23 protein-coding genes, 1 tRNA gene and 1 pseudogene are annotated in these 20,882 nt (G+C 67.8%); 11 read left to right on the forward strand and 14 right to left on the reverse strand.

Annotation, left to right across the window (positions count from 1 at the left end):
• Positions 1-58: 58 nt before the first annotated feature.
• Positions 59-772, forward strand: coding sequence for a 3-keto-5-aminohexanoate cleavage protein (locus NM203_RS05595; RefSeq protein ID WP_255058706.1), 714 nt, complete (start codon positions 59-61; stop codon positions 770-772).
• Here NM203_RS05595 and NM203_RS05600 read toward each other — a convergent pair.
• Positions 762-1,223 (reverse strand): cupin domain-containing protein, encoded by a 462-nt coding sequence (locus NM203_RS05600; RefSeq protein WP_255058707.1) that lies wholly within the window; start codon positions 1,221-1,223, stop codon positions 762-764. The genes NM203_RS05595 and NM203_RS05600 overlap by 11 nt on opposite strands.
• Before the next feature lie 60 nt (positions 1,224-1,283).
• Between NM203_RS05600 and NM203_RS05605 the strand changes: the two genes are divergently transcribed.
• Entirely contained in the window at positions 1,284-1,709 is a 426-nt protein-coding gene (locus tag NM203_RS05605; RefSeq protein WP_255058708.1) for a hypothetical protein, read from the forward strand.
• Entirely contained in the window at positions 1,706-2,284 is a 579-nt protein-coding gene (locus tag NM203_RS05610) for a GNAT family N-acetyltransferase (RefSeq protein ID WP_255058709.1), read from the forward strand. Before NM203_RS05605 ends, NM203_RS05610 begins: the two co-directional genes overlap by 4 nt.
• 59 nt (positions 2,285-2,343) lie before the next feature.
• Here the strand turns inward: NM203_RS05610 and NM203_RS05615 are convergent, their stop codons facing one another.
• From NM203_RS05615 to NM203_RS05630, 4 genes are all read right to left on the reverse strand, one after another.
• Complete coding sequence (locus NM203_RS05615; protein ID WP_255058710.1) at positions 2,344-2,793, reverse strand: Hsp20/alpha crystallin family protein; 450 nt, start codon at positions 2,791-2,793, stop codon at positions 2,344-2,346.
• Between the two features lie 165 nt (positions 2,794-2,958).
• Positions 2,959-3,816: a winged helix-turn-helix transcriptional regulator gene (locus tag NM203_RS05620; protein WP_255059126.1), complete on the reverse strand. Its 858-nt coding sequence runs from the start codon at positions 3,814-3,816 to the stop codon at positions 2,959-2,961.
• Between the two features lie 35 nt (positions 3,817-3,851).
• A complete protein-coding gene (locus tag NM203_RS05625; RefSeq protein WP_255058711.1) occupies positions 3,852-5,366 on the reverse strand; it encodes a carotenoid oxygenase family protein in 1,515 nt (504 codons plus the stop codon).
• Between the two features lie 3 nt (positions 5,367-5,369).
• The gene (locus NM203_RS05630; RefSeq protein WP_255058712.1) at positions 5,370-6,587 is read right to left on the reverse strand and encodes an acetyl-CoA acetyltransferase; all 1,218 of its coding nucleotides are present in this window, start codon (positions 6,585-6,587) and stop codon (positions 5,370-5,372) included.
• Positions 6,588-6,777: 190 nt separating this feature from the next.
• Between NM203_RS05630 and NM203_RS05635 the strand changes: the two genes are divergently transcribed.
• The 8 genes and pseudogenes from NM203_RS05635 to NM203_RS05670 all read left to right on the forward strand — a co-directional run bounded on the left by NM203_RS05635 (position 6,778) and on the right by NM203_RS05670 (position 13,499).
• Complete coding sequence (locus tag NM203_RS05635; protein WP_408633298.1) at positions 6,778-7,464, forward strand: ANTAR domain-containing protein; 687 nt, start codon at positions 6,778-6,780, stop codon at positions 7,462-7,464.
• A 210-nt stretch (positions 7,465-7,674) separates the two neighbouring features.
• Entirely contained in the window at positions 7,675-8,742 is a 1,068-nt protein-coding gene (locus NM203_RS05640; protein WP_255058714.1) for a glutamate--cysteine ligase 2, read from the forward strand.
• 63 nt (positions 8,743-8,805) lie between these two features.
• Positions 8,806-9,156, forward strand: coding sequence for a hypothetical protein (locus tag NM203_RS05645; RefSeq protein WP_255058716.1), 351 nt, complete (start codon positions 8,806-8,808; stop codon positions 9,154-9,156).
• A gap of 152 nt (positions 9,157-9,308) precedes the next feature.
• Complete coding sequence (locus NM203_RS05650) at positions 9,309-10,616, forward strand: alpha/beta fold hydrolase (RefSeq protein WP_255058717.1); 1,308 nt, start codon at positions 9,309-9,311, stop codon at positions 10,614-10,616.
• 266 nt (positions 10,617-10,882) lie between these two features.
• A complete protein-coding gene (locus tag NM203_RS05655) occupies positions 10,883-11,182 on the forward strand; it encodes a hypothetical protein (protein WP_255058719.1) in 300 nt (99 codons plus the stop codon).
• A gap of 68 nt (positions 11,183-11,250) precedes the next feature.
• Positions 11,251-11,931 (forward strand): annotated as a pseudogene (locus NM203_RS05660) (Crp/Fnr family transcriptional regulator); the annotation flags it as partial.
• A gap of 105 nt (positions 11,932-12,036) precedes the next feature.
• Positions 12,037-12,744: a GAF and ANTAR domain-containing protein gene (locus NM203_RS05665; RefSeq protein WP_255058720.1), complete on the forward strand. Its 708-nt coding sequence runs from the start codon at positions 12,037-12,039 to the stop codon at positions 12,742-12,744.
• The gene (locus NM203_RS05670) at positions 12,744-13,499 is read left to right on the forward strand and encodes a GAF and ANTAR domain-containing protein (protein WP_255058721.1); all 756 of its coding nucleotides are present in this window, start codon (positions 12,744-12,746) and stop codon (positions 13,497-13,499) included. Before NM203_RS05665 ends, NM203_RS05670 begins: the two co-directional genes overlap by 1 nt.
• Before the next feature lie 33 nt (positions 13,500-13,532).
• Here the strand turns inward: NM203_RS05670 and NM203_RS05675 are convergent, their stop codons facing one another.
• The 9 genes from NM203_RS05675 to NM203_RS05715 form a co-directional block, all read right to left on the reverse strand.
• A complete protein-coding gene (locus NM203_RS05675; RefSeq protein ID WP_255058723.1) occupies positions 13,533-14,315 on the reverse strand; it encodes a GAF and ANTAR domain-containing protein in 783 nt (260 codons plus the stop codon).
• Positions 14,316-14,547: 232 nt separating this feature from the next.
• Positions 14,548-14,620: transfer RNA gene (locus NM203_RS05680), tRNA-Arg, on the reverse strand.
• Between the two features lie 16 nt (positions 14,621-14,636).
• Entirely contained in the window at positions 14,637-15,458 is an 822-nt protein-coding gene (locus NM203_RS05685; RefSeq protein WP_255058724.1) for a TIGR03621 family F420-dependent LLM class oxidoreductase, read from the reverse strand.
• A gap of 10 nt (positions 15,459-15,468) precedes the next feature.
• Positions 15,469-16,197, reverse strand: coding sequence for an anti-sigma factor (locus NM203_RS05690; protein ID WP_255058725.1), 729 nt, complete (start codon positions 16,195-16,197; stop codon positions 15,469-15,471).
• Positions 16,194-16,778 (reverse strand): sigma-70 family RNA polymerase sigma factor, encoded by a 585-nt coding sequence (locus tag NM203_RS05695; protein WP_255058726.1) that lies wholly within the window; start codon positions 16,776-16,778, stop codon positions 16,194-16,196. The genes NM203_RS05690 and NM203_RS05695 overlap by 4 nt, the downstream gene beginning before the upstream one ends.
• Positions 16,775-17,560: a DUF1295 domain-containing protein gene (locus tag NM203_RS05700; protein WP_255058728.1), complete on the reverse strand. Its 786-nt coding sequence runs from the start codon at positions 17,558-17,560 to the stop codon at positions 16,775-16,777. The genes NM203_RS05695 and NM203_RS05700 overlap by 4 nt, the downstream gene beginning before the upstream one ends.
• The gene (locus NM203_RS05705; RefSeq protein WP_255058729.1) at positions 17,557-18,831 is read right to left on the reverse strand and encodes a class I SAM-dependent methyltransferase; all 1,275 of its coding nucleotides are present in this window, start codon (positions 18,829-18,831) and stop codon (positions 17,557-17,559) included. Before NM203_RS05705 ends, NM203_RS05700 begins: the two co-directional genes overlap by 4 nt.
• Positions 18,828-19,571: a DUF1365 domain-containing protein gene (locus NM203_RS05710; protein WP_255058730.1), complete on the reverse strand. Its 744-nt coding sequence runs from the start codon at positions 19,569-19,571 to the stop codon at positions 18,828-18,830. Before NM203_RS05710 ends, NM203_RS05705 begins: the two co-directional genes overlap by 4 nt.
• Positions 19,568-20,875 (reverse strand): NAD(P)/FAD-dependent oxidoreductase, encoded by a 1,308-nt coding sequence (locus NM203_RS05715; RefSeq protein WP_255058731.1) that lies wholly within the window; start codon positions 20,873-20,875, stop codon positions 19,568-19,570. The genes NM203_RS05710 and NM203_RS05715 overlap by 4 nt, the downstream gene beginning before the upstream one ends.
• Positions 20,876-20,882: the final 7 nt, after the last annotated feature.

The raw sequence follows: 20,882 nt of genomic DNA on the forward strand, positions 1-20,882 counted from the left end.
GTCACGCGTGTGGAAAGCTCGGCCCGCTCTTCGGCTGGATTCAGGGAAAGATGGGGCCATGACCTTCGTCGAGGCGTGTATCAACGGCGCACGCACCCCGGATCAGCACGCCGGCCTTCCGGTGACTCCCGACGAGTTGGCGGCGGCCGCCGTCGCCGCGCACGCCGCAGGTGCACAGGTCGTGCACATGCACCCGAAGGGCGCCGACGGGAAGGACTCGCTCGAGCCCGACGTCGTCGACGCCGCGGTCGCCGCGGTGCGGCGGGCGCTGCCGGGGCTACCGGTGGGTGTGACGACCGGCTTCTGGGCGCTGCCCGACGCCGAGGCCAGGCACCGCGCGGTGGACGGGTGGACCGTGTTGCCCGACTTCGCGTCGCTGAACTGGCACGAGCCGGGCTCGCCGGAGCTGGGCAAGCTGCTGCTGAGTAAGGGCCTCGGTGTCGAGGTCGGGATCTTCCACGCCGAGGCCGCGGAGTCGTGGGCGGCGTCGGACTTCGCCGAGCACTGCCTGCGGGTGATGATCGAACTGCAGGCCGACGAGGACGCCGCGGTCGCCGACGACCTGCTTGCCAGGGCGGCGGCCGCCGGCTCGCCCGCACCGGTGCTGCTGCACGGTTTGGACGAAAGCTGTTGGCCGCTGCTGCAACACGCCGGTGCGCGGGGATTGCAGACCCGGATCGGCATGGAGGACGTGTTGACGCTGCCGGACGGTTCGCCGGCCCCCGACAACGCCGCCCTGGTGGCGGCGGCGGTCGCGCTGCTCAGTCGGTGAGCGAGGGATGCTCAGGAGCTGCGAGCCCGAAGTCGGCGAAGTCGAAACCGGGTACCACTATGCAGCTGACCAGGGTCGGCTCGTCGCCGCTCGGCCTGGCACGCTGCCAGTGTCCCGGTGGGACCAGGATCTGAGGCTGCTGGCCGTCGTCGATGTCGCTGCCTAGCAGATGCGTTGTCGCGCTGTGCTGTTCGACGCCGATTTCGAGCTCCAGCGGGCTGCCTCGGTGGAACAGCCACAGCTCCGCGCTGCGGACGGTGTGCCACGCCGACTGCTGGCCGGGCATCAGGAGGAACAGGATCGCGGTTCCGGCGCTGCGCGGGCCGCGATAGCCGGGCGGAAGGCCGGATTCGGCGATCGAGAGCTCACTGCGCCAGGTCTCGCGGAACCAGCCGCCTTCCGGATGAGGGCCGAGGTCGAGACTGCGCGCCCAGCCGGGTAGCTCCGTCATGCGACCAGCCTACTGACGAGCCTGCACGGGCGAGGGCGTCCCACCCGATACTCTCATCGCATGGCTCGTCTGCGCCCCGGCTGGCTTGTCGCGCTGTGCGCGCTGGTCGTCCTGGTCAGCGCGTTCCTGCCGTGGCTCGTCACGGCCGCCGACGGCGGTGGTCGCGCGTTCGCGATCGGCGGCAAGCACGGCCAGATCGACTTCCCGCCGGACGGATTCGGTATCGGTCAGTTCATCGTGTTGCTCAGCTCGACGCTGATCGTGGCGGCGGCGATGTCGGCTCGTGGACTGTCGCCTCGCGTCACTTCGACTGCGGCCCTGGGCATCTCGGTTCTGGTCGCGGTGCTGTCGGTGTGGTACTACCGGCTGTACGTGACGCCGCCGATCAGCGCCGGTTACGGGTTCTATATCGCAGTCGTCGCGACGCTGGTGGCGGCGGCGCTGTCCGTGCTGGCCATGGTGGCCGCCTGGAGCCGGTCGCAATGAGAGTCGACCCCGTGGTCCTGATCGGTCCGGACTGGGTGACGCTGGAGCCGCTGGCCCGCGAGCACGCGCCGGAGATCGCCGCCGCGTCGCGCGACGTACGCGAACTGTGGTTCACCTCGGCGCCGACACCGGAGACCGCGGAGGCGTGGATCGACGGCCGACTCGCGGCGCAGCAGCCGGCGACCGGGCTGACCTTCGTGGTGCGGGACAAGAACGGCGAGCTGGTCGGCTCGTCGAGTTACTGCCACGTCGACCCGGCGAACCGGCGGCTGGAGATCGGCTACACCTGGTACACCCAGTCCGTCCGTCGCACCGGCGTCAACACCGAGAGCAAGCTGCTTCTACTCGGCCACGCTTTCGATGAATTGGGTTGCGTAGCAGTCGAATTCCGCACTCACTTCTTCAACTCGACCAGCCGGGCGGCCATCGAACGGCTCGGTGCCAAGCTCGACGGCATTCTGCGCAGCCATCAGGTGCTGTCCGACGGCTCGCGCCGGGACACCGTCGTGTACTCCATCCTCGACATCGAGTGGCCCGCAGTGCGCAACAACCTGCGCTTCCGCCTCGACCGTTAAGCGATTTACGTGTCGTCTCCCGCGCTGATCGCGGGAGACGACACGCGAATCACCGGGCCTCAGGCGGAGTCGACGGTCGTCGGCTGGATCGACTTCTGCTCGCCACCGTGCGCTATGTCGATCTTGCGCGGTTTCGCCCGCTCCGCCACGGGGATGATGACGGTCAGGACACCGTTCTCGTAGGTCGCCGAGATCGCGGCGGTGTCAACGCCTTCCCCGAGGGAGAGCTGTCGGCGGTAGGTGCCGAAGAACCGCTCGTTGGAGAGCCATTGCACGGAGTCCTCGGAACGGGCGGTGCGGTGGGCCGAAATGGTGAGCGTTCCGTTGTCAACGTCGACGTCCACTGAGCCGGGGTCGACGCCGGGCAGGTCTGCGGTGAGGACGTAGTGGTCGTCGATCTTGCACAGGTCCATGGGCATGAACCGCGGAGTGCGAGTCGATCCGGCCTGGCTGGACAACAGGCCGCGGGTCACCACATCGAGGTCACTGAACGGGTCGAAACGAAGCACAGCAATCCACCTCCTTCACCATCAGAAGCCCGCCGCCCTGGCGGGCAACCAATCACTGTGCACTTCCGTTTTTAGCACTCTCGACCGCCGAGTGCCAGCAGGAAATCAGTGTGATCTACATCACATTAATTCCGGAATGCGCTGTGGCAGTGCGTGACCCGAGGGCTAACGCACGTCGACCTCGGTGCCTCTCAATACGCCCGTGCACTGGTCGCAGGTGAGCTCGGCCTCGAACGTCGCCCCGCACGCCGTGTGCTGCAGGTCCACCGCGAGGCCGTCGGGGGACCGGAAAGTGTGCTGCGCCCACTGCAGGGCGGTGATGAGGATGGGGAAGGTCGCGCGGCCCTTCTCGGTCAGCCGGTAGCGGCCGTCGGCGGCCGCCAGCACGCCGATCCCCGTGAAGATCTGCAATCGGTCGGCGAGAGAGCCGGGCGGTGCGCCGAGCTGATCGGCGAAGTCGCCGAAGCGACTGGTGCCGACGAACGCCGACACCAGTAGCGCGAAGGCCCAGCGGTTTCCGAGGATGCTCATGGTCTCGGGGAAGAGCCCCGCGCCCGCCGCGCCTCGCCCGGAGGCGGAGCGCCGTCGCGTCGACTGCGCGGGGATCGACCGGGCCCAGGATCCGCTCGGGCCCCACTGTGCGGCGACGTCCTTCTCGGTCGCCGCGGCGCCGCAGCCGCGGCAGCTGAGCACGGGGGCGAACGCGCAGCCGCAGGTCGCGTGGTGCATGGCGGGCAGCCCCTCCGCGTGGGCGGGCACCCAGTGCCGCTCCCACTCCCAGATCGACATCAGCACCGGCCACAACCCTCGCCCCCGGGGCGTCAGCACGTACTCGGCGCGCGGCGGGTTCTCCTGGTAGATCCGCTTCTCCAACAGGCCCGAATCGGTCATCGACGCCAACCGCCTCGTCAGCACCGCGTGCGAGATCGGAAGCCGCGCAGCGAAATCCCCGTACCGGGTCGCGCCGAGCGTCGCCTGCTGCAGGATCAGCAGCGTCCACTCGTCGCCCAGGGTGCCGAGCATCCGGCCGACGGCGTTGGTGCCGCCGACGGAGGGCACTAGAGCCCGATCGCGGTGGCTGCGTCGTCGGTCTCGCGCCAGCGGCGCAACTCCGCTCCCGGCGCCCACGTCGCGTGCGTACCGCTGGACACCCGTTCCGGCAGTGCGATCGTGCACACCGGACCGTCGCCGAGCCTGGCCGCATCGAACACCAGGCAGTAGGAGGCGTCGGCGTTCATGTCGGTGGTGATCGTGACGAGGTAACCGTCGTCCTCGCCCGTACTGCCCACCCTCGGGGCCATCGCCGTCTCGCTGCCGTAGACGCCGTCGGCGAATCCGAACCGCTCCTCGGCGCCGGAGTGCAGGTCGTGCTTCACCAGGCCGTTGAACATGAACCAGCCCGGCTTGGCGGTGGCGGCGTAGGTGTAGCGGTAGTCGCGACCGGCGTAGCCGGAGTTGATCATCCCGAATTCGGTGATGCTGTCCGACAGCCGCTCCTCGCGCGTCGCGCCGGTCCTGAGATTGAACCGCCAGCGGTGCAGTCGGGTCTGCATGCGGTCCATCGCGAGGAACCGGAAGACGCGCTGCCACTTGGAGCCTTCGCCGTTGTCGGCGGGTTCCGGGTCACCCTGGAAGAACCCGTCGAGCACGATCTCGTCGCCCTCCTCGTAGGCGTTGGTGAAGTGCAGTACGTACGTCGAGTCAGCGTCGAACCAGCGGATCGGACCGTCGCCGCGCCGCGGAACCACCGCGAAGCGCGACGGCATGTCACGGTGTAGGCGCGGCAGATGCACGTTGTGCTTCAGCAGTTCCGGGTCCCAGAACAGCGGGAAGTCGTTGAGAATGGCGTAGTTCTCGGTGAACGCCATGTCGTGGGGCAGTCGCGGGCCGGGCAGCGGCACGTCCACCATGCGCACCAGGTCGTTGTTCGCGTCGACGACGCCGAAGTGCATGTAGGGGGCCTGCTTGCTGTAGTTGAAGAACAGCAGTTCGCCGGTGCTGTCGTCGACCTTCGGATGCGCGGAAACCCCCCAGGCGCTGGGGAATCCGCCGTGCCAGTCCTCCTTGCCGAGCGTGTCGCCCGAATAGGGGTCGATGCGGTACAGGTCGCCGCACTGGTAGTGGCTCGACAGCGCGGTGCCTCGATGCACGATGACGTCGGTGGACGAGGCGTCCTTCATCAGCGTCCTCGCGCCCCAGCCGTAGTCGCGCTTGGCCATCTCGACGGGTTCGGCGATGCCCGGCCACAGCGGGCCGTTGGCGTCGAGCTCCTCGAGGAATCCATCGGTGCGGACGAACCTGTTGCGGTAGAACGCCTTTCCATCACGGAAGCCGACGATGTGCATCATGCCGTCGCCGTCGAACGGGTGGTACACCTTCAGCGCGGGGTGCAAGGGGTTCTCGGTGTTGCGCAGGTACACGCCGTCGAGGTCGGCGGGCAGTTCGCCGTCGACGATGGTCAGGTCGTCGGCGTCCCACTCGGTGGTCTGCGGCTGCCACGGCCCGGTGCGATACGGGTGCTCGTCGTCCTCGGGCAGCGTCGACAGGTACTTGCCGATGACTTCTGTATGCACGGGTTACTCCTCTGGTCCACCGGTTATGACGAAACTGACTGTGGTGGCGGTGCTTCCGCCGATGTTGAGCGTGCCGAAGGTGGTGGCCCCGTCGACCTGGTAGTCACCCGCCGTCCCGCTGACCTGCCGCGCGGCGTCGAGCACCATCCGCACCCCGGTGGCGCCGACGGGATGGCCGCCGCCGATGAGCCCGCCGCTGGGGTTGATCGGCAGCCGGCCACCCATCTCGATATCGCCGTTCTCGACGGCCTTCCACGATTCACCGGGTTCGGTCAGGCCGATGTGATCGATCGCGACGTACTCGCTGGGGGTGAAGCAGTCGTGTACCTCGATGCCGTCGAGGTCGTCGAGCGAGATCCGGGCGCGGGTGAACGCGTCCTGGACGGCCCGGCGGACATGCGGCAGCACGTATGGATCGTCGGATGAGCGGTCGAGTTTCTGCTGCAGGCCGAGGCCGACGGTGCGGTGTCCCCAGCCGTCGATGCGCCCGATGGGTCGTGCGTCGGGATGCGCGCGCAGGTAGCCGTCGCTGACCAGTACGACGCCGGCGCCGCCGTCCGTCATCTGGCTGCAGTCGAAGCGTCGGATGCGGCCCTCGACGATCGGGTTGGCCGCCGCGTCCCCCGTCATCAGATCGGGCACCTGCCAGTCCCGCGTCTGCGCGTTCGGGTTCCTGCGGGCGTTGGCGAAGTTCAGCGCTGCGATGGCGCTGAGGTGCATCCCGTCCAGCCCGTAGCGCTTGTCGTACTCGTCGGCGATCGCCGAGAACATGTGCGGCCACATGAACCGGGCGTCTGCGCCCTCGTGTCCGGTCCACGCGGCGGTCCCGAGGTGCTGTGCCGCGATATCGCCGGGCACGGTCTTCTCCAGCTCGACGCCGACGACGAGGGCGCAGTGGTAGGCCTCGGAGCGCAGATCGGCGATCGCGGCCAGCATCGCGACGCTGCCCGACGCGCAGGCGGCCTCGTGCCGGGTGGCGGGAGTGCCCCACAGGCCGTCGACAACGGTGGCCGGCATGGCCCCGAGATGCCCCTGATTCGCGAAGAGTTCGCCGAACGCGTTCGCGACGTGCACGACGCCGACATCGGCTGCGTCGACGAGCGAGGCCTCGAGCGTGCCGGTCACCACCTCCCCGGTGAGCCCGGCGAAATCGACACCTTCGCGATGCAGATTGCGTGCGAAGTCGCTCTGATAGCCGCCGAGGATCCACACGTGGCTCATGGTCGCACCGTACTACAACTAACAGAGTGACTCGGGTGGTTCGGGGCGACCCCGCCGGCACGTGTGACTGAACCGGCGGGGCCTAGACGACACGAGTGGTCGACCACCCAGACCGTCTGTGCCCGCAGTGCCCGCGATGTGCCGCTCGCAAACGCTTGCGCCCAACGGGCTTCAGGGGAAGATGGGGGACATGTCATCGCCAAAGCACGACCTCGCGCTCCGCATGGCGGAACTCGCGCGTTCGATCGCTCCGCCGATCGGCGTCGACGCGGTGCTGCACGACGTCAGCAAAACGGCGAAGGAGCTGATTCCGGGGGTCGACGAGGCGGGGATCCTGCTGGTCGGCAGGAACAACACCCACGAGACGCTCGGACCCACCTCCTCCTTGATGAATCAACTCGATGAGCTGCAGATGAAGTATCACGAGGGGCCGTGCCTCGAGGCGGCGCTCGACGAGGTCGTCATCCGCACGGACGACTTCCGTGACGAACCGCGCTTTCCCAACTACGCGCCGGAGGTCGTCAAGTTGGGCGTGCTGAGCGCGCTGTCCTTCAAGCTCTACACCGCCGATCGCACGGCGGGCGCTCTGAACCTGTTCGGGTTCCAGCCGAACCTGTGGGATTCCGAAGCGGAGACCATCGGCATGGTGCTCGCCGCACACGCCGCTGCGGCGATACTGGCCAGCCGCGAGGGCGAGCAGCTGCAGTCGGCGCTGTCGACGCGCGACCGGATCGGCCAGGCGAAGGGCATCATCATGGAGCGATTCAAGATCGACGACGTGCGTGCCTTCGGGATGCTTCGTCAGCTGTCGCAGGACACCAACACGAAGCTCATCGAGGTCGCCCAGCGCGTCATCGACACTCGCGGCGACCAGTAGCGACGGTTTCCCGCGGTCCTGCGCGGGCATGCCAACCGGATGAGCGTGATGCCGATGTCCTGCAGGTTCGAAGATTGTTCGTCCGAGCTGTTTATCGAGGGCACGGTTCGGGAATCAACCTCCCGCCGCGGGCAGTGCCCGCCGCCCGAACTTCGTTTCCCGATTCGGCCCGTCGTGATACATCCGGCGGGCCGAATCTAGTTTCCGGCCGTGTCCGATCACCCGACGTTCGGCGTCGAAGAGGAACTCCTACTCGTCGAGCACGGCAGCGGAGCGCCCGTACCGCGTAATCGCGAGGTGGCCGATCGCGCGGGCCGTGCCGGCGTGGAGTTGGATCTCGAGCTCACCAGTTGCCAGGTCGAGACGACGACGAGCGTGCAGTCGTCGACCGAGGAACTCCGCACCGAGCTCGCACGGCTGCGTCGGGTGACCGCCGATGCGGCCGACGGGATCGGTGCCCGCCTGCTCGCGGTCGGACTCCCGCCGGTCGTGCCGCACGAGTTCCCCATCACCGATACCCCGCGCTACCACCGGATCGCCGAGCGGTTCGGGTTCATCGCGCACGAGCAGGGCATCAGCGGGTGTCACGTGCACGTGGCGGTTCCGGACCGCGCGACCGGCATCCGGGTGAGCAACCGGTTGCGGCCGGCGCTGCCGATTCTGCTTGCGCTCACTGCGAATTCCGCGATCTATCGCAGCGCCGACACCGGCCACGCCAGCTGGCGCGGTGTGCTCTGGGCGCGCTGGCCCAGCGCCGGGCCTCCACCGCACTTCGAGTCCGAGGACGACTACGACGCGATGGTCGCGATGATGCAGGACGTCGGCGCGATGCTCGACGAGGGGCAGGTCTACTGGGACGTCCGTCCGTCGGCCGACTATCCCACCGTCGAGGTGCGGGTCTCCGACGTGCCCGCCACCGTCGACGAGACCGTCGTGTACGCGGCCCTGGTGCGGGCGCTCGTGATGACCGCTCTCGATGACGAGCGGACGGGGCGGCCGGGCGATCGGCCGAGCACGCACGCACTGCGCGCCGCGTGCTGGGTCGCCGCCCGCGAGGGGGTGACCGGCGAGAGGATGCCTCGGTTGCTCGACGGGCTGGTCGAGCGGGTGCGTCCCGCGTTGACCGCGACAGACGACTACGAGCTGGTGCGGGGCGGTGTCGACAGGGTGCTCGCCGACGGCAACGGCGCCGTCCGCCAGCGGGCGGCGTGGCAGCGTCGTCACGACGTGTCCGACGTGGTGGAGGAGGCCGCGAGCGCCACGGTGGCCGGGTTGTAGTTTTTCCGCGCGGTTCGCGGTGGCGCCTCTGCGCGGAGTGCGGAGGTACTAGGGTCGGCTGTCATGAGGTTGATCGCCATCTCCGCAGCGGTGATCGCGGCGGGTGCGGTGTGGATGCCGTCGGCGGATGCCGCGCCCGTGTTCGACGAGTTCGGCTACTCCACCTGCACTGCGACGACGGTGCCCGGACCCGATCAGAACCTCGACGTCGTGGTGACCGGATGCTGCGTCAACCACGGTGGCCTGACCGTGCCGACCAAATACGGGCTCGGTTGTGTCAAGCAGGTGGACAACCCGCCGCCCGATTACCGGCCGACGATCGTCATGCCGATGCGTGCGGACCCGAACACACCCGAAGAGTCGGCGCTGGAGGAACTCGAGAAGCTGCCGCCGTTGCCGCCGCCGCCCGGTTAGTACCCACCCCCGCGGTTTGATTCGCGAGCGCACGGGGAACCACCATCAGGACTTCTACTTCGGACCGTGAGGGAATCTCAACCATTTGAGTCCGGACACACAGGTACCGCGGTGCGGGCGCCTCTTCGTCGCCCTGCACCAGGAGTTTCCTCATGACCGCCACGCTTCACGCTGACGGCCTGCGGACTGAACCCGCATTCGATTGTTCGCTCGGCCGCCCCGCCGTGATCGAGGGACGTGCGCAACTCTCGGGCGGTGGCATCGCCTACACCTCGGCCGGAACGGGACCGGTCGTGGTGCTGATCCACGGATTGGGCGGCACCCGTCGGACGTGGCAGCACCTCATCCCCACGCTGGCGCACGCGCACACCGTCATCGCCCCGGATCTTCCCGGCCACGGCGAGTCCGACCCACCGGCCGGGGACTATTCGCTGGGAGCGCACGCCTGCGCCATTCGGGATCTTCTGGTCTCGCTGGGGCATCGCAGCGCGACGATCGTCGGTCACAGCCTCGGTGGGGGCGTCGCGCTGCAGACCGCGTACCAGTTCCCCGACCGCACCGAGCGGTTGATGCTCATCAGCAGCGGTGGTTTGGGCAGCGAGGTTGCCCCGATGCTGCGCGCCGCGACGCTGCCCGGTGCCGAAACCGTGGTCGCCGGGCTCTCGAGGATTCCCACCGCTGTGACGCGGCGCGTGCTGGCGATGGTGCCGCCGTTGGCGGCGTCGCCGGACGCCGACGCCCTGTCCGGGGTGCTGCGCGGCTTGGCCGGCTCGCAGCAGCGGCGAGCGTTCGTCCGCACCGCGCAGACCGTCATCGACTGGCGCGGGCAGACCGTATCGGCCGATCGCCAACTCGGTCTGCTGCGCGACGTCCCTGTCCTGGTCGCCTGGGGGACACGCGACACCACCATCCCACCGAGTCATCACCAGAGCTTCGCCGAGCGAGTGCCGCATGCGGTGATGGTCGAGATCGCCGGTGCGGGCCACTACCCCCATGAATCCGCTCCGGGTCAACTGCTGTGCGCGATGGACGATTTCCTTGCGGAGACGGCACCGTTTCAGTACTCGGAAGCGGGCTGGGCGGACCTGCTGACCGCGTCCCGTGACGACGGCACAGCGCCGTGCCGGCAGTCCTCGACGGTTCCGGATCTCAGCCAGCTCGCTGAGTCACTAGCCTCCCACCGGATCGTCGACATGGCGGTCGGAGCGTTGATGGGCCTGCGCGGATGCGCGGAGCACGAGGCGCTCGCCGAACTCACTCAAGCCGGGCGCGAGACGGGATTGGGGCCGCACGGCATCGGTCAGGCCCTCGTGGAGTCGCTCGCCGATGACGGCGTGGAATCTCCGGATAGCATCGTCGCGCGGCGGAGGTGGCACCATCTGCTGACCGCCCGCGGCAAACAGGATCCGAAGGATGTGGCGATTCGTTTCGGTGCTACCAACGGCGCGGTCAGGTGTTGATCGGATAGCCGTTGAGGGACGAATACGTCTGTGTGGCCGATTTTTTCGTGAAATTCTGCGCATTCTCGAGTCGGACCTCAGACGCACCTGACGCGTTGGCGGCTTCTCGCAGGTGAAGTCCAGCGGATCAGCGGCGCAGCGGGTATCGTCAGCATCGTTGAGACCTTCAGCCAATCCGGAAACGAGGTCGGCCGCATGCAGCGGCATTCTCGTTGAGCAGACGCTCGTGCCGGACACCGGTGACGCCCGCACCTCCGTGGATCACCATGAACGCCCCTCCCGCGCAACTCTCCGTGGCGCGCCGATCGTCGATTTTCACCCTGGGTTCGGCCCTGCGCTGGCTAGGCCACGAGTGCGTGGAACCGCATTGCTCGGAGCCTTTCGACGACATGGCCGCGTCGATCTGGTTTCTGCGACGCGGTGCCGAGTTCGGAGCGCCGCCCGACACGCTGATACTCGTCGACACTCGTTCGGCGAGCTTCTCCTCGGCCGGAGTGCGCCGGGTTCTGTACCAGGTCAACTGCTGCACGCTCGATGAGGCGATCGTCGTGTGCCGGGGATGGTGATGCAGACGCGGATTCGCCACCGCGGTATCGAAACCTCCCGTGCTGCCGGGTATCCCCGAGTGCCGCTACTGCCTACGCCGCTCACCCGAGTGGTGGCGTCGGCGGAGATCTTCAAATCCACGAATCCTCAAGCGGTGGCTGTCCTTCCGAATCAGCTGGAGTCGGTTACCTTCGCCAGTCGTCAAACCGTGTTCGCAGAAGGGGATTCGGGTGATCGGCTCTACGTGATCGCCTCCGGCATGGTCAAGATGTGCTGTCTCACGTCCGAGGGCCGCGACCACCTGCTCGCGGTGCTGGGTCCGTCGGACATGTTCGGTGAGCTCTCCGTCTTCGATCCCGGTCCGCGGATGTCAACGGCGACGGCGTTGACCGCCGTGACCGCGGTCGCGCTGGATCGTGCCGCATTCCGGGGATGGATGGCGGAACGTCCCGAGGTCGCCGAGCGGTTGCTGCAGGCGCTCGCCCGGCGCGCGCGGCGTGGCGACGACGAACTGGCCGATCTGGCGCTTCCCGACGCCGCGGGGAGGGTGGCTCGGCAACTGCTCGAAATGGCGCACCGATTCGGCGTTCGTGACGGCGAAACAATCCATGTCACACACCATTTGACGCAGGAGGAGATCGCGCAGCTGGTCGGATCCACCCGTGAGACGGTCAACAAGATACTGGTGGACTTCTCCCGCCGCCGATGGATCCGTGCGGACCGGAAGAGTGTGATCATCATCGATGGCCCACGGCTGGCCCGCCGAGCAGGGCTGAGGACCGATCAGCATGCAGGTACTGCCACGGCCTCCAATAGGGCATGGTGGAGCCATGACGCCTTCATCGCAGTCCGGCAGTAGTTCGGCGTCGTTGCGGTGACCGCGCTGGAAGACCTGCAGGCGGCCGTCGGCGGCGAACGGGGCGCCAGTGCCGCCGACCGGCTGTGCGAGGCCTGTGTGACCCTGTGTGGCGTCGACGGTGCAGCGATCTCGGTGGTATTCGACGGCACCAACACCGGCACTCTGGGCGCCAGCGGATCCGCGGCTCGCGCCATGGACGAGTTGCAGTTCACCTTGGGTGAGGGTCCGTGTCTGGATTCCGTGGCACATCACAGCCCGATCCTGGTGGTCGACCTTGCGGGAACCGACCACACCCTCTGGCCTGCTTACAGCTCTGCGCTGCTGGCCATGGACATACGCGGAGTCTTCGCGCTGCCGGTCCTGGTTGCCGGGGAGTACCTGGGTGCCCTGGATCTCTTCCGGGCGGCACCCGGCCAACTCGGCGGTGCGGAACTCTCCGGCGCACTGGTCGCCGCCGAGTACGCCGAGATCGCGTTCCTCGATCTGCTGGGCGATGAGATGCAGGACGCGATGACCGATCCCGAGAGCGACGCCTGGGCTGAGCTGAACGCGCTGTCGCGCGCGGAGGTCAGCCAGGCCACCGGAATGCTCGTCGCACAACTCAACGTCGATCCCGCCGTGGCCCTCGTCCGGCTTCGGGCCCACGCGTACGCCACGGGGCGTAGCGCCACCGACGTCGCCCGCGACATCCTCGACCGCCGACTACGCCTGGAGCCCAACTGATGGCCGACACCGCACGGGAAACCCTCGTACTCGAAGCAGTGGTCTCACTCGTCGACACCCTGCTGGCCGACTTCGACGTCGTCGAACTGCTCACCGAACTCACCGAGCACTGCGTCCATCTGCTCGACGTCGCGACCGCGGGCCTACTGCTGGCCGATTCCCGCAGCCAGCTGCATCTGATGGCCGCAACCTCCGAGGCCACCCGCGATCTGGAGCTGTTCCAACTGCAGTCCGATCAAGGTCCCTGCCTGGACTGCTACTCCACCGGCCAGCCCGTCTCGGTGGCCGACGTCCAGACGGAGGCCGCGCGTTGGCCGCGGTTCGCCGCCGCCGCTACCGAGGCCGGGTTCGTCTCGGTACACGCCGTGCCGATGCGGGCCGCGGGCAACGTCCTCGGCGCGCTCAATCTCTTCGGAATGCAATCGGGCGATCTGGACGTCGCCGACCAGTTGCTCGCCCAAACCCTCGCCCACATCGCGTGTGTCGCGATCCTGCGCAGTCACGACCCGATCCCCGAAACCCTGCAACTGCGCTTGCACGCGGCGCTCAGCGATCGACTCGTGGTCGAACAGGCGAAGGGATTCCTGCGCGAACGTCTCGACGTGTCCGTCGAGGACGCCTTCGTTCTCCTGCGCCGCTACGCACGGGCCCACGACGTGCACATGACGATCGTCGCCAGACGCCTGCTCTCCGAACCCGAGTCCCGTCAGGCGATTCTGGATGCGATGAGTCATGTGGCGTCCGGACCGAACTGAGCACCGCCACGTCGCCGCTCGGCGCTCGGTGGTTCAGGAGAGCCGCTGTCGAGCCTCGGCCCGTCGTACCGCATCGCCGACGATCCGTTCGGCGATGACCGCCAACTTCACGTTCTCGTGCTGACTGATCTGCCTCAGACGCTCGAACGCCTCGTCTGCGGATCCGCCAGCTCGCCCGCGGAGGATGCCTATCGCCTGATCGATCACCGTTCTGCTCCGCAGGGCGCGCTGCAGTTGCTCCGCGCGTTCGCGCGCCTCGATCAGAAGCTGGGTGTTGAACACCGACACCGCCGCCGGAGCGGCGAACTGCGAGCCCAATCGCAGGGCGTGCTCCCCGAAGGAGTCGCGCGCACGGGCGTAGCAGTTGATCGAGCCAACGACCTGATCACCGATGAGCAACGGCAGGGACAACGCCGACTCGACTCCCAGCGCGGCGACTCGGCCGCCGAAACGGAGCCACCGGGAGTCGGTGCCCAGAGCCCCACTCACCACCGCTTGGCGGGTCTGCATGGCCGTGATGCAGGGCCCGTCGTTGAGCGTCTCGTACTGCAGAATGTCGATTTCGCGAACGAAGGGGTCCGTCACCTCCCACGCCCGAATGCGCAGCATCCCGTCGGTGACGTGGAGCACGGTAACGCCCAGCCCGTCGACACCGGGTATCGCCTGCTCCGCGAAACCTGCAACGGCGGTGAGCATTTCGCGGACACTCAGGGCGTTCGCAACCAGGCCCGCCAGGCCCGCCAGGCCGGTCAGGCCGTCGCGCAGATCGTCCTCGTCGGACGCGATCTGCTCGGCGGTGACGTCGAACTCGGTCATGGGCACAACTCCTGAAGGCTTGCTCGGCTCGTCTGTCCACTGCGTCGCGTCACCATCGCGTGGCCACTCGTGGAAGTGTGCCCGGTTTCGACATTCTCGAAGCCGTTTCACCTGCTGCTCGGTGCGCGGCGACCGTGCGGCTGCCCGTCATGGGGCATCGAGTTGACGCTTTTCTCCGGCGTCACTCGGCCGATGTGTACAACAACCGTGCAGTCGGCGATATCCAGCAAAGTGCCCCCGGCATGATTCGAACATGCGACACCGGCTTTAGGAGAGCCGTGCTCTATCCCCTGAGCTACGGGGGCGGGGACCGGCAGGAGTCTACCGAAGTGCCGCGATGACTTTCGCGAACGCCTCGGCGTGCTGCTGCTGCACCGTGATGTAGGTGACGCCGTACGTGTCGCGCAACTCGCGCACCCGGTCGACGATGTCCGCCGTCGACCCCGACAGCACCGTCGGCGTGAGGAGCATCTCCTCATCCGACAGGCCGGGCAGGAACCGCCGCGCGATAGACAGGTCCGGCACGCCGGAGTCGTCGCTCGGCATCGCGATGATCGACAGGTTCAGCTCCAACTGGTCGAAGCGGTCACCCGCCGCGGCCTTCACGAACGCGATCCGGTCGGCCAGCGGGTCGGATTCGGCTGTGATCGGCCCGCCGCCGGTGAGCCCGATGATGTCGGCACGCTGCGCGGCGATCGTCAGCAGCTTGTCGCCGTTACCCGCGACGAGGATCGGCACGTCGGCAGCGTGCTCGTTGAGATGCTCGATGACGTGGCCGAGCCAGGAGACGCGCTGACCCGCGGTGGGGAACGGCAGTTCGGCCTGCTCGAACTCCTCCTTGACGTACCCCGCCCCGAGGCCGACGTCGAACCGGCCGCCGGACAGGTCGCGCAGCGACGTGACCTCGCGGGTCAGCAGCGCGGGTCGGTAGAAGCCGGCGTTCAGCACGAACGTGCCGACGCGCAACCGCTCGGTGGCCAGCGCCAGCGCAGTGAGCATCGGAAACGGTGCCGTCGTGTACAGGTGGTCGGCCATGTGCGCGACGTCGAAGCCGGCACCCTCCATCCGCTGCGCCCAGTCCTGCACGGATTTGGGGCGCCGCGCCGCCTGCAGGCCCACCCCGAAGCGGAATTCCTTAGCCACGCTCGAAAGACTAGACGAGCGGGAGCTCCGCGAAGACCGGAGTGGTGGGTCGCGACGATCCACTGCCGGGTTCAACGGTGAACGCCAGCGCCCGCGAGTTGGCGATATCGGGCAGCACCGCGGTCGTCGACGGCGAGACCGCTCCCGCGTCCATGGTGCCCGCCGAGTGGGCGCCGTCGGCGCCGACGAGCCACATCTGATACACCGTGCCGGACTCCGGCGGCGCCACGTTGTTCATCACCAGGACGGCTGCGTTGCGCTCACGTGAGAACACGACGGTGGCGGTGCCGCCGGTCGGGATCTCGCCGGACACGGTCCTGACGTCCTTCGCCGCGAAGATCTGCTCTGCGGTGGTCGGCTTCGGATCCGGCCGGATCGCCCAGCCGACACCGACGACGACGAGGCCCACGATCAGCGCGGCCGCTGCGGACAGGATGGTGCTGCGCCAGTTGCGGCGCGGCAGTTCGGTGACGACGGCGGGTAGTGGAGCCGTCGTCTCCTTGCCGATCGCCGCGAGCAGTCGGACGCGTACCTGCTCGGGTGGCTCGACGGCAGTCGACGCGGACAACCGCGCGGCGACCTCCCGGACCGCGCGCACCTCGTCGGCGAACGCACGTGCGATGAGTTCGGGGGCCTCAGCCAGCATCCGGTCGATCTCGTCCGACTCGGCCTGCGGCATCGCATGCAGGGCGTAGGGAGTCGCCAGTTCCATGAAAGCGGGGTCCGCTGGTGTGATCATGTCACCCCCAGGCAATTGCGCAGCACGCGGATCGCATCACGCATCCGTGACTTTATTGTCGCAAGATTCGTTGACAAACGTTCCGACACTTGCGAATACGTCATGCCCTCGTAATAGGCGAGCTGGATGCTCTCGCGCTGCGCATCACTGAGCGAACCCAGGCAATCCGACACCTGACGCTGCTCGTCGAGCTGGATGACGGCTTCGGCGACGCGGTCGGCGGGCAGTTCGACGGTGGCGGCCCCGTACCGGGATTCCCGCTGGCTAGCGGATTGTTCGGAGCGCACCCGATCGACCGCGCGGCGGTGGGCCAAGGTCATCAGCCACGCGAGGGGAGTGCCGGCCTGCGGGTTGTAATTACCCGCGTTGTTCCAGACCTGCAGGTAGACGTCCTGCGTGGTCTCTTCGCTGTAGCCGGGATCGCGCAGCACCCTGGTGATCAGTCCGAAAACACGGGCGCGGGTTTCGTCGTAGAACGCGGTGAACGCCTCGACATCGCGTTGCGCGACTCGGCGCAGCAGGGCGTCGAGGTCGGCTGTCACAAGCCAGAGCCTACTAAAGGGGATAGTCGCCGCGATCATGATACTCGCGATTTGGGGGGTCTGGGAATGAAAAACGATGTACGAGCGCAGTATTCGTCGAAGCCGGGCCGATCCGCCATGATTCGCTCCGTGAGCCGGGCGCCGGTGGCATAGACCAGGAAGAACGTCATCAGCGCCGGTGACAGCACCGTTGCCAAGGACACCCAGCCGGCGATCGTGATTAGCCAGATACCCCACCACACCGATGCGTCACCGAAATAGTTCGGGTGACGCGTCCAGGACCACAGTCCGCGATCCATGATCACGCCCCTGTTGGCGGGGTCGGCCTTGAACTCCTTGAGCTGATGGTCTCCGACGGCCTCGAACAGGACGCCGACCAGCCACAGCACGACACCGAGTCCGAGGAGCGGCAACAACGCGCGGGGGGTCGGCCCCAGCGTCGCGGACAACTGCACCGGCAACGAGATGAACCAGGCGGTGACAGCCTGCAGGCCGAAGATCCTGCGCAGTACGTTCAGGGTGGACGTGTCGCCCTTCAACACCTTCTCGTAGCGAGGATCCTCGCCCTTGCCCGAGGATTTGCCCAGCATGTGCCAGGCGAGCCGCAGACCCCAGATCGACACCAGCGCGAGCACCAGCAGCCTGCGGAACAGGTCGCCGCTGCCGAACACCGCCGACGTCGCGGCGACCGCCACGAAGGCGAGTCCCCAGGCGGTGTCGACGACGTTGTAGCGCCCGAGGCGACGGCCGATCAGGAACGTAGCGCCGAACAACACCACGAGGGCGGCGAGTGCGGCGAGGGTGACGACGACGAAGTTCACAGGTCGCTCCCCGTGGGGGCGAACGTCCACTGGTAGACGTCGAGGTAGCCGCACCGGAACCCGGCCTCGGAATAGGCGAGGTACAGCTCCCACATCCGGTGGAAGACGTCGTCGAAGCCCAACGCGGACACCGCCTCCCGGCGGGCCAGGAACCGCTCCCGCCACAGCCGCAGCGTCTCGGCGTAGTCGGCGCGCAGCGACGTCACACCGACGGTGCGTAGCCGGGTTTCGCGTTCGGTGATGCCCACGATGGCCTCGACCGACGGAATCATGCCGCCGGGGAAGATGTACTTCTGGATCCAGGTATACGTGTTGCGGGAAGCCAGCATTCGATCGTGCGGCATGGTGATCGCCTGGATCGCGACCCGGCCGCCCGGCGAGACGAGCCGGTCCAGGGTGTGGAAGTAAGTGGGCCAGAAGCGGTATCCGACGGCCTCGATCATCTCGACGGACACCACGGCGTCGTACAGACCGTCGACCTCCCGGTAGTCCTTGAGTTCGATCACCACGCGGTCGGAGAGGCCGGCGTCCGCGACGCGCTGCTGCGCCATCCGCTGTTGTTCAGCGGACAGCGTGATGGAGTGCACGTGCGCACCCCGTGCCGCGGCTCGGATCGCGAGTTCGCCCCAGCCGGTGCCGATTTCGAGCAGCCGGCTGCCGGGGCCGACGCGGGCCGAGTCGAGCAGGCTGTCGATCTTGCGGTGCTGGGCGTCGGCGAGGTCGGCCCAGCCCGGGCGAGACGTGTCGAACAGTGCACTCGAGTACGTCATCGTCTCGTCGAGGAACTCGGCGAACAGGTCGTTGCTGAGGTCGTAGTGCTCGGCGATGTTGCTGCGCGCCTGGGTGAGGCTGTTGTACATGGAGCGCGGGTGGCGTACCACGGCCAGCGGCCGAAGCCATTGCAGGGCAGTCGGAATCAGCTCTGCGACCGAGTTGGCGAAGGCGGTCATGACGCCCGCCAGATCGTTCGACGTCCACTCGCCCGCCATGTAGGACTCACCGAACCCGATCAGCCCGAAGCGACCGACGCGCCGGGACAGCGCCTTGGCGTCGTGAATCATCATCGTCGGCAGCGTCTGGTCGGCGGCGCCGATGACGGTCCCGTCGGGGTACTCCAGGCGGATCGGCAGCTTCGCGACGGCCCGGCGCAGCAGGCTGTCGGCGATGCGCCCGGTCATCATGCTGGAGGGGCCGCGCGGTGCCCTGGCCACCGCCGGCCAGCGCGCGGAATCGATGGCGGTGGCGACGCTTCCGGTGGTCTGCACGGTCACAGTTGGCCCACCCTCTCGCGATGGGCGACGGCCACCCGAGGAACCACGGGCACCTTTCGAGCCCACAGTGTGATGCCCTGGACTCTGATCCAGAACGCGCCCATCAGCGGTGCCACCGGTGCGACCAACTGAAGTTTGACGAGTTGCCGGGCGGTCGCCCGACGCCGGGAGCCCTGCAGGGTGGCGACGAACGCGGGGGCGTTGTCGCGGTGCAGGGAGATCGAGACGTCCAACTCCTCGCCGGGTTGCGGCGCGCGCACCAGGTAGTAACCCTCCACCTCGTTGAACGGCGACACGTAGAGCTGCTTCTTCACGGCGACCGGTTGATCACCGGTCGGCGGCAGCAGGTAGGCGTGCCTGCCGCCGTAGGTGTTGTGCACCTCGGCGATGACGTGGCGCACGACGCCGTCGGCATCGTGGCACCAGAAGATGCTCAGCGGGTTGAAGACGTATCCGAGCACGCGCGCCTGCATCAGGGCGGTGACCCTGCCGCCCGGCAGGCTGATGCCGCGGTCGGCGAGGAACTCGTCGACGCGATCGCGCAGCGTCTGGCCCGGTTGGACCGGGCCGGTGAAGTGGTCGCGCGCTTCGAAGTTGGCGAACGGGCGCAACCACTTCGGCAGGCGGGGCATGTCGTCGAGATCGACGTACCAGCAGTAGCCGCGCTGCTCGAAGTAGTGGTGCACGGGTGCGCGGCGCAGGTGGGTGATCTGCGTGCGGTACAGGGCCGAGGTGCTCACACCGACACCGCCTCGGATTCGACGGCGGCGGGCCAGTCGGCGCCGAGACGCTGGGCTGCGCGCAGACCGGATGCCGCGCCGTCCTCGTGGAAGCCCCAGCCGTGGTACGCGCCGGCGAAGACCAGGTGATCGTCGTCGATGGTGGGTAGGAGGCGCTGTGCAGCAACGGATTCCGGGGTGTACAGCGGGTGCGCATACGTCATCTCGGCGATCACCGACGCCGGGTCGACGCGATCCTCGCCGCCCAGCGTGACGATGTAGCGCTGCGGTGCGTCGAGTCGCATGAGCCGGGTGATGTCGTAGCTCACCAGGACGTTGTCGGTCCCCGGCGTGACGAGGTAGTTCCACGACGCTCGGGCCCGCGAGCGGCGCGGCAGCACCGACTCGTCGCTGTGCAGCTGCGCGTGGTTGGTCGAGTAGGGGATGGCCCCGAGCACGCTGCGCTGTTCGGCGGTCGGACGAGCGAGCATCCGCAGCGCCTGATCGGGATGGGTGGCGATGACGGCGGCGTCGAACAGCCGCGGGGCGGCGCCGCCCGCGCTGACCAGCACACCGTCGGTGACCCGCTGGACGGAATCGACGGGAGTACCGGCGCAGATCTCGTGCACTGTCGCGGCGATGGCGTTGACGTAGGTTGCCGATCCGCCGACGACGGTGCGCCACGTCGGGGATCCGAATACCGAGAGCATGCCGTGGTGCTGCAGGAACATGAAGAGGTATCGGGCGGGGTAGCGCATCGCGTCGTCGGGCGCGCACGACCAGACCGCGGCCACCAGCGGCGTCATGAAGTGCTCGACGAAATACGGCGAGAAGCGGTGCCGTTCGACGAACGCGCCGACGGTTTCGAGCTCGGTCCCGTCGGTCTCGGCGTCGAGCAACTCGGTGGCGGCGCGGTGGAAGCGCTTGACCTCCATCAACATCCGCAGGTACTTCGGGCGAACGACGTTGGTCGCCGCCGGGAACAGGCCGCCGATGCCGCGGGCACCTGCGTACTCGAGACCGATGTCATCGTCGCGGACCGACATCGACATGTCGGTGTCCCTGGTCTCGATGCCGAGTTCGTCGAAGAGCCGGCACAGTGTCGGATAAGTGCGGTCGTTGTGCACGAGGAACGCCGAGTCGACACCGATCACGTCACCGTCACCGCGGTCGAGGAAGTGGGTGTGCGCGTGGCCTCCGAGCCGGGTGTCCGCCTCGAACAGCGTCACGCGGGCGCGCCCGGACAGGACGTACGAGGCCGTCAGCCCCGCGACGCCGCTGCCGATGACCGCGATCGAGCGGCCGGGAGGGGTTTCTCGTTGCACGATCACT

This window comes from Mycolicibacterium arenosum (assembly GCF_024320865.1).
In the GTDB taxonomy this organism is placed as follows: domain Bacteria; phylum Actinomycetota; class Actinomycetes; order Mycobacteriales; family Mycobacteriaceae; genus Mycobacterium; species Mycobacterium arenosum.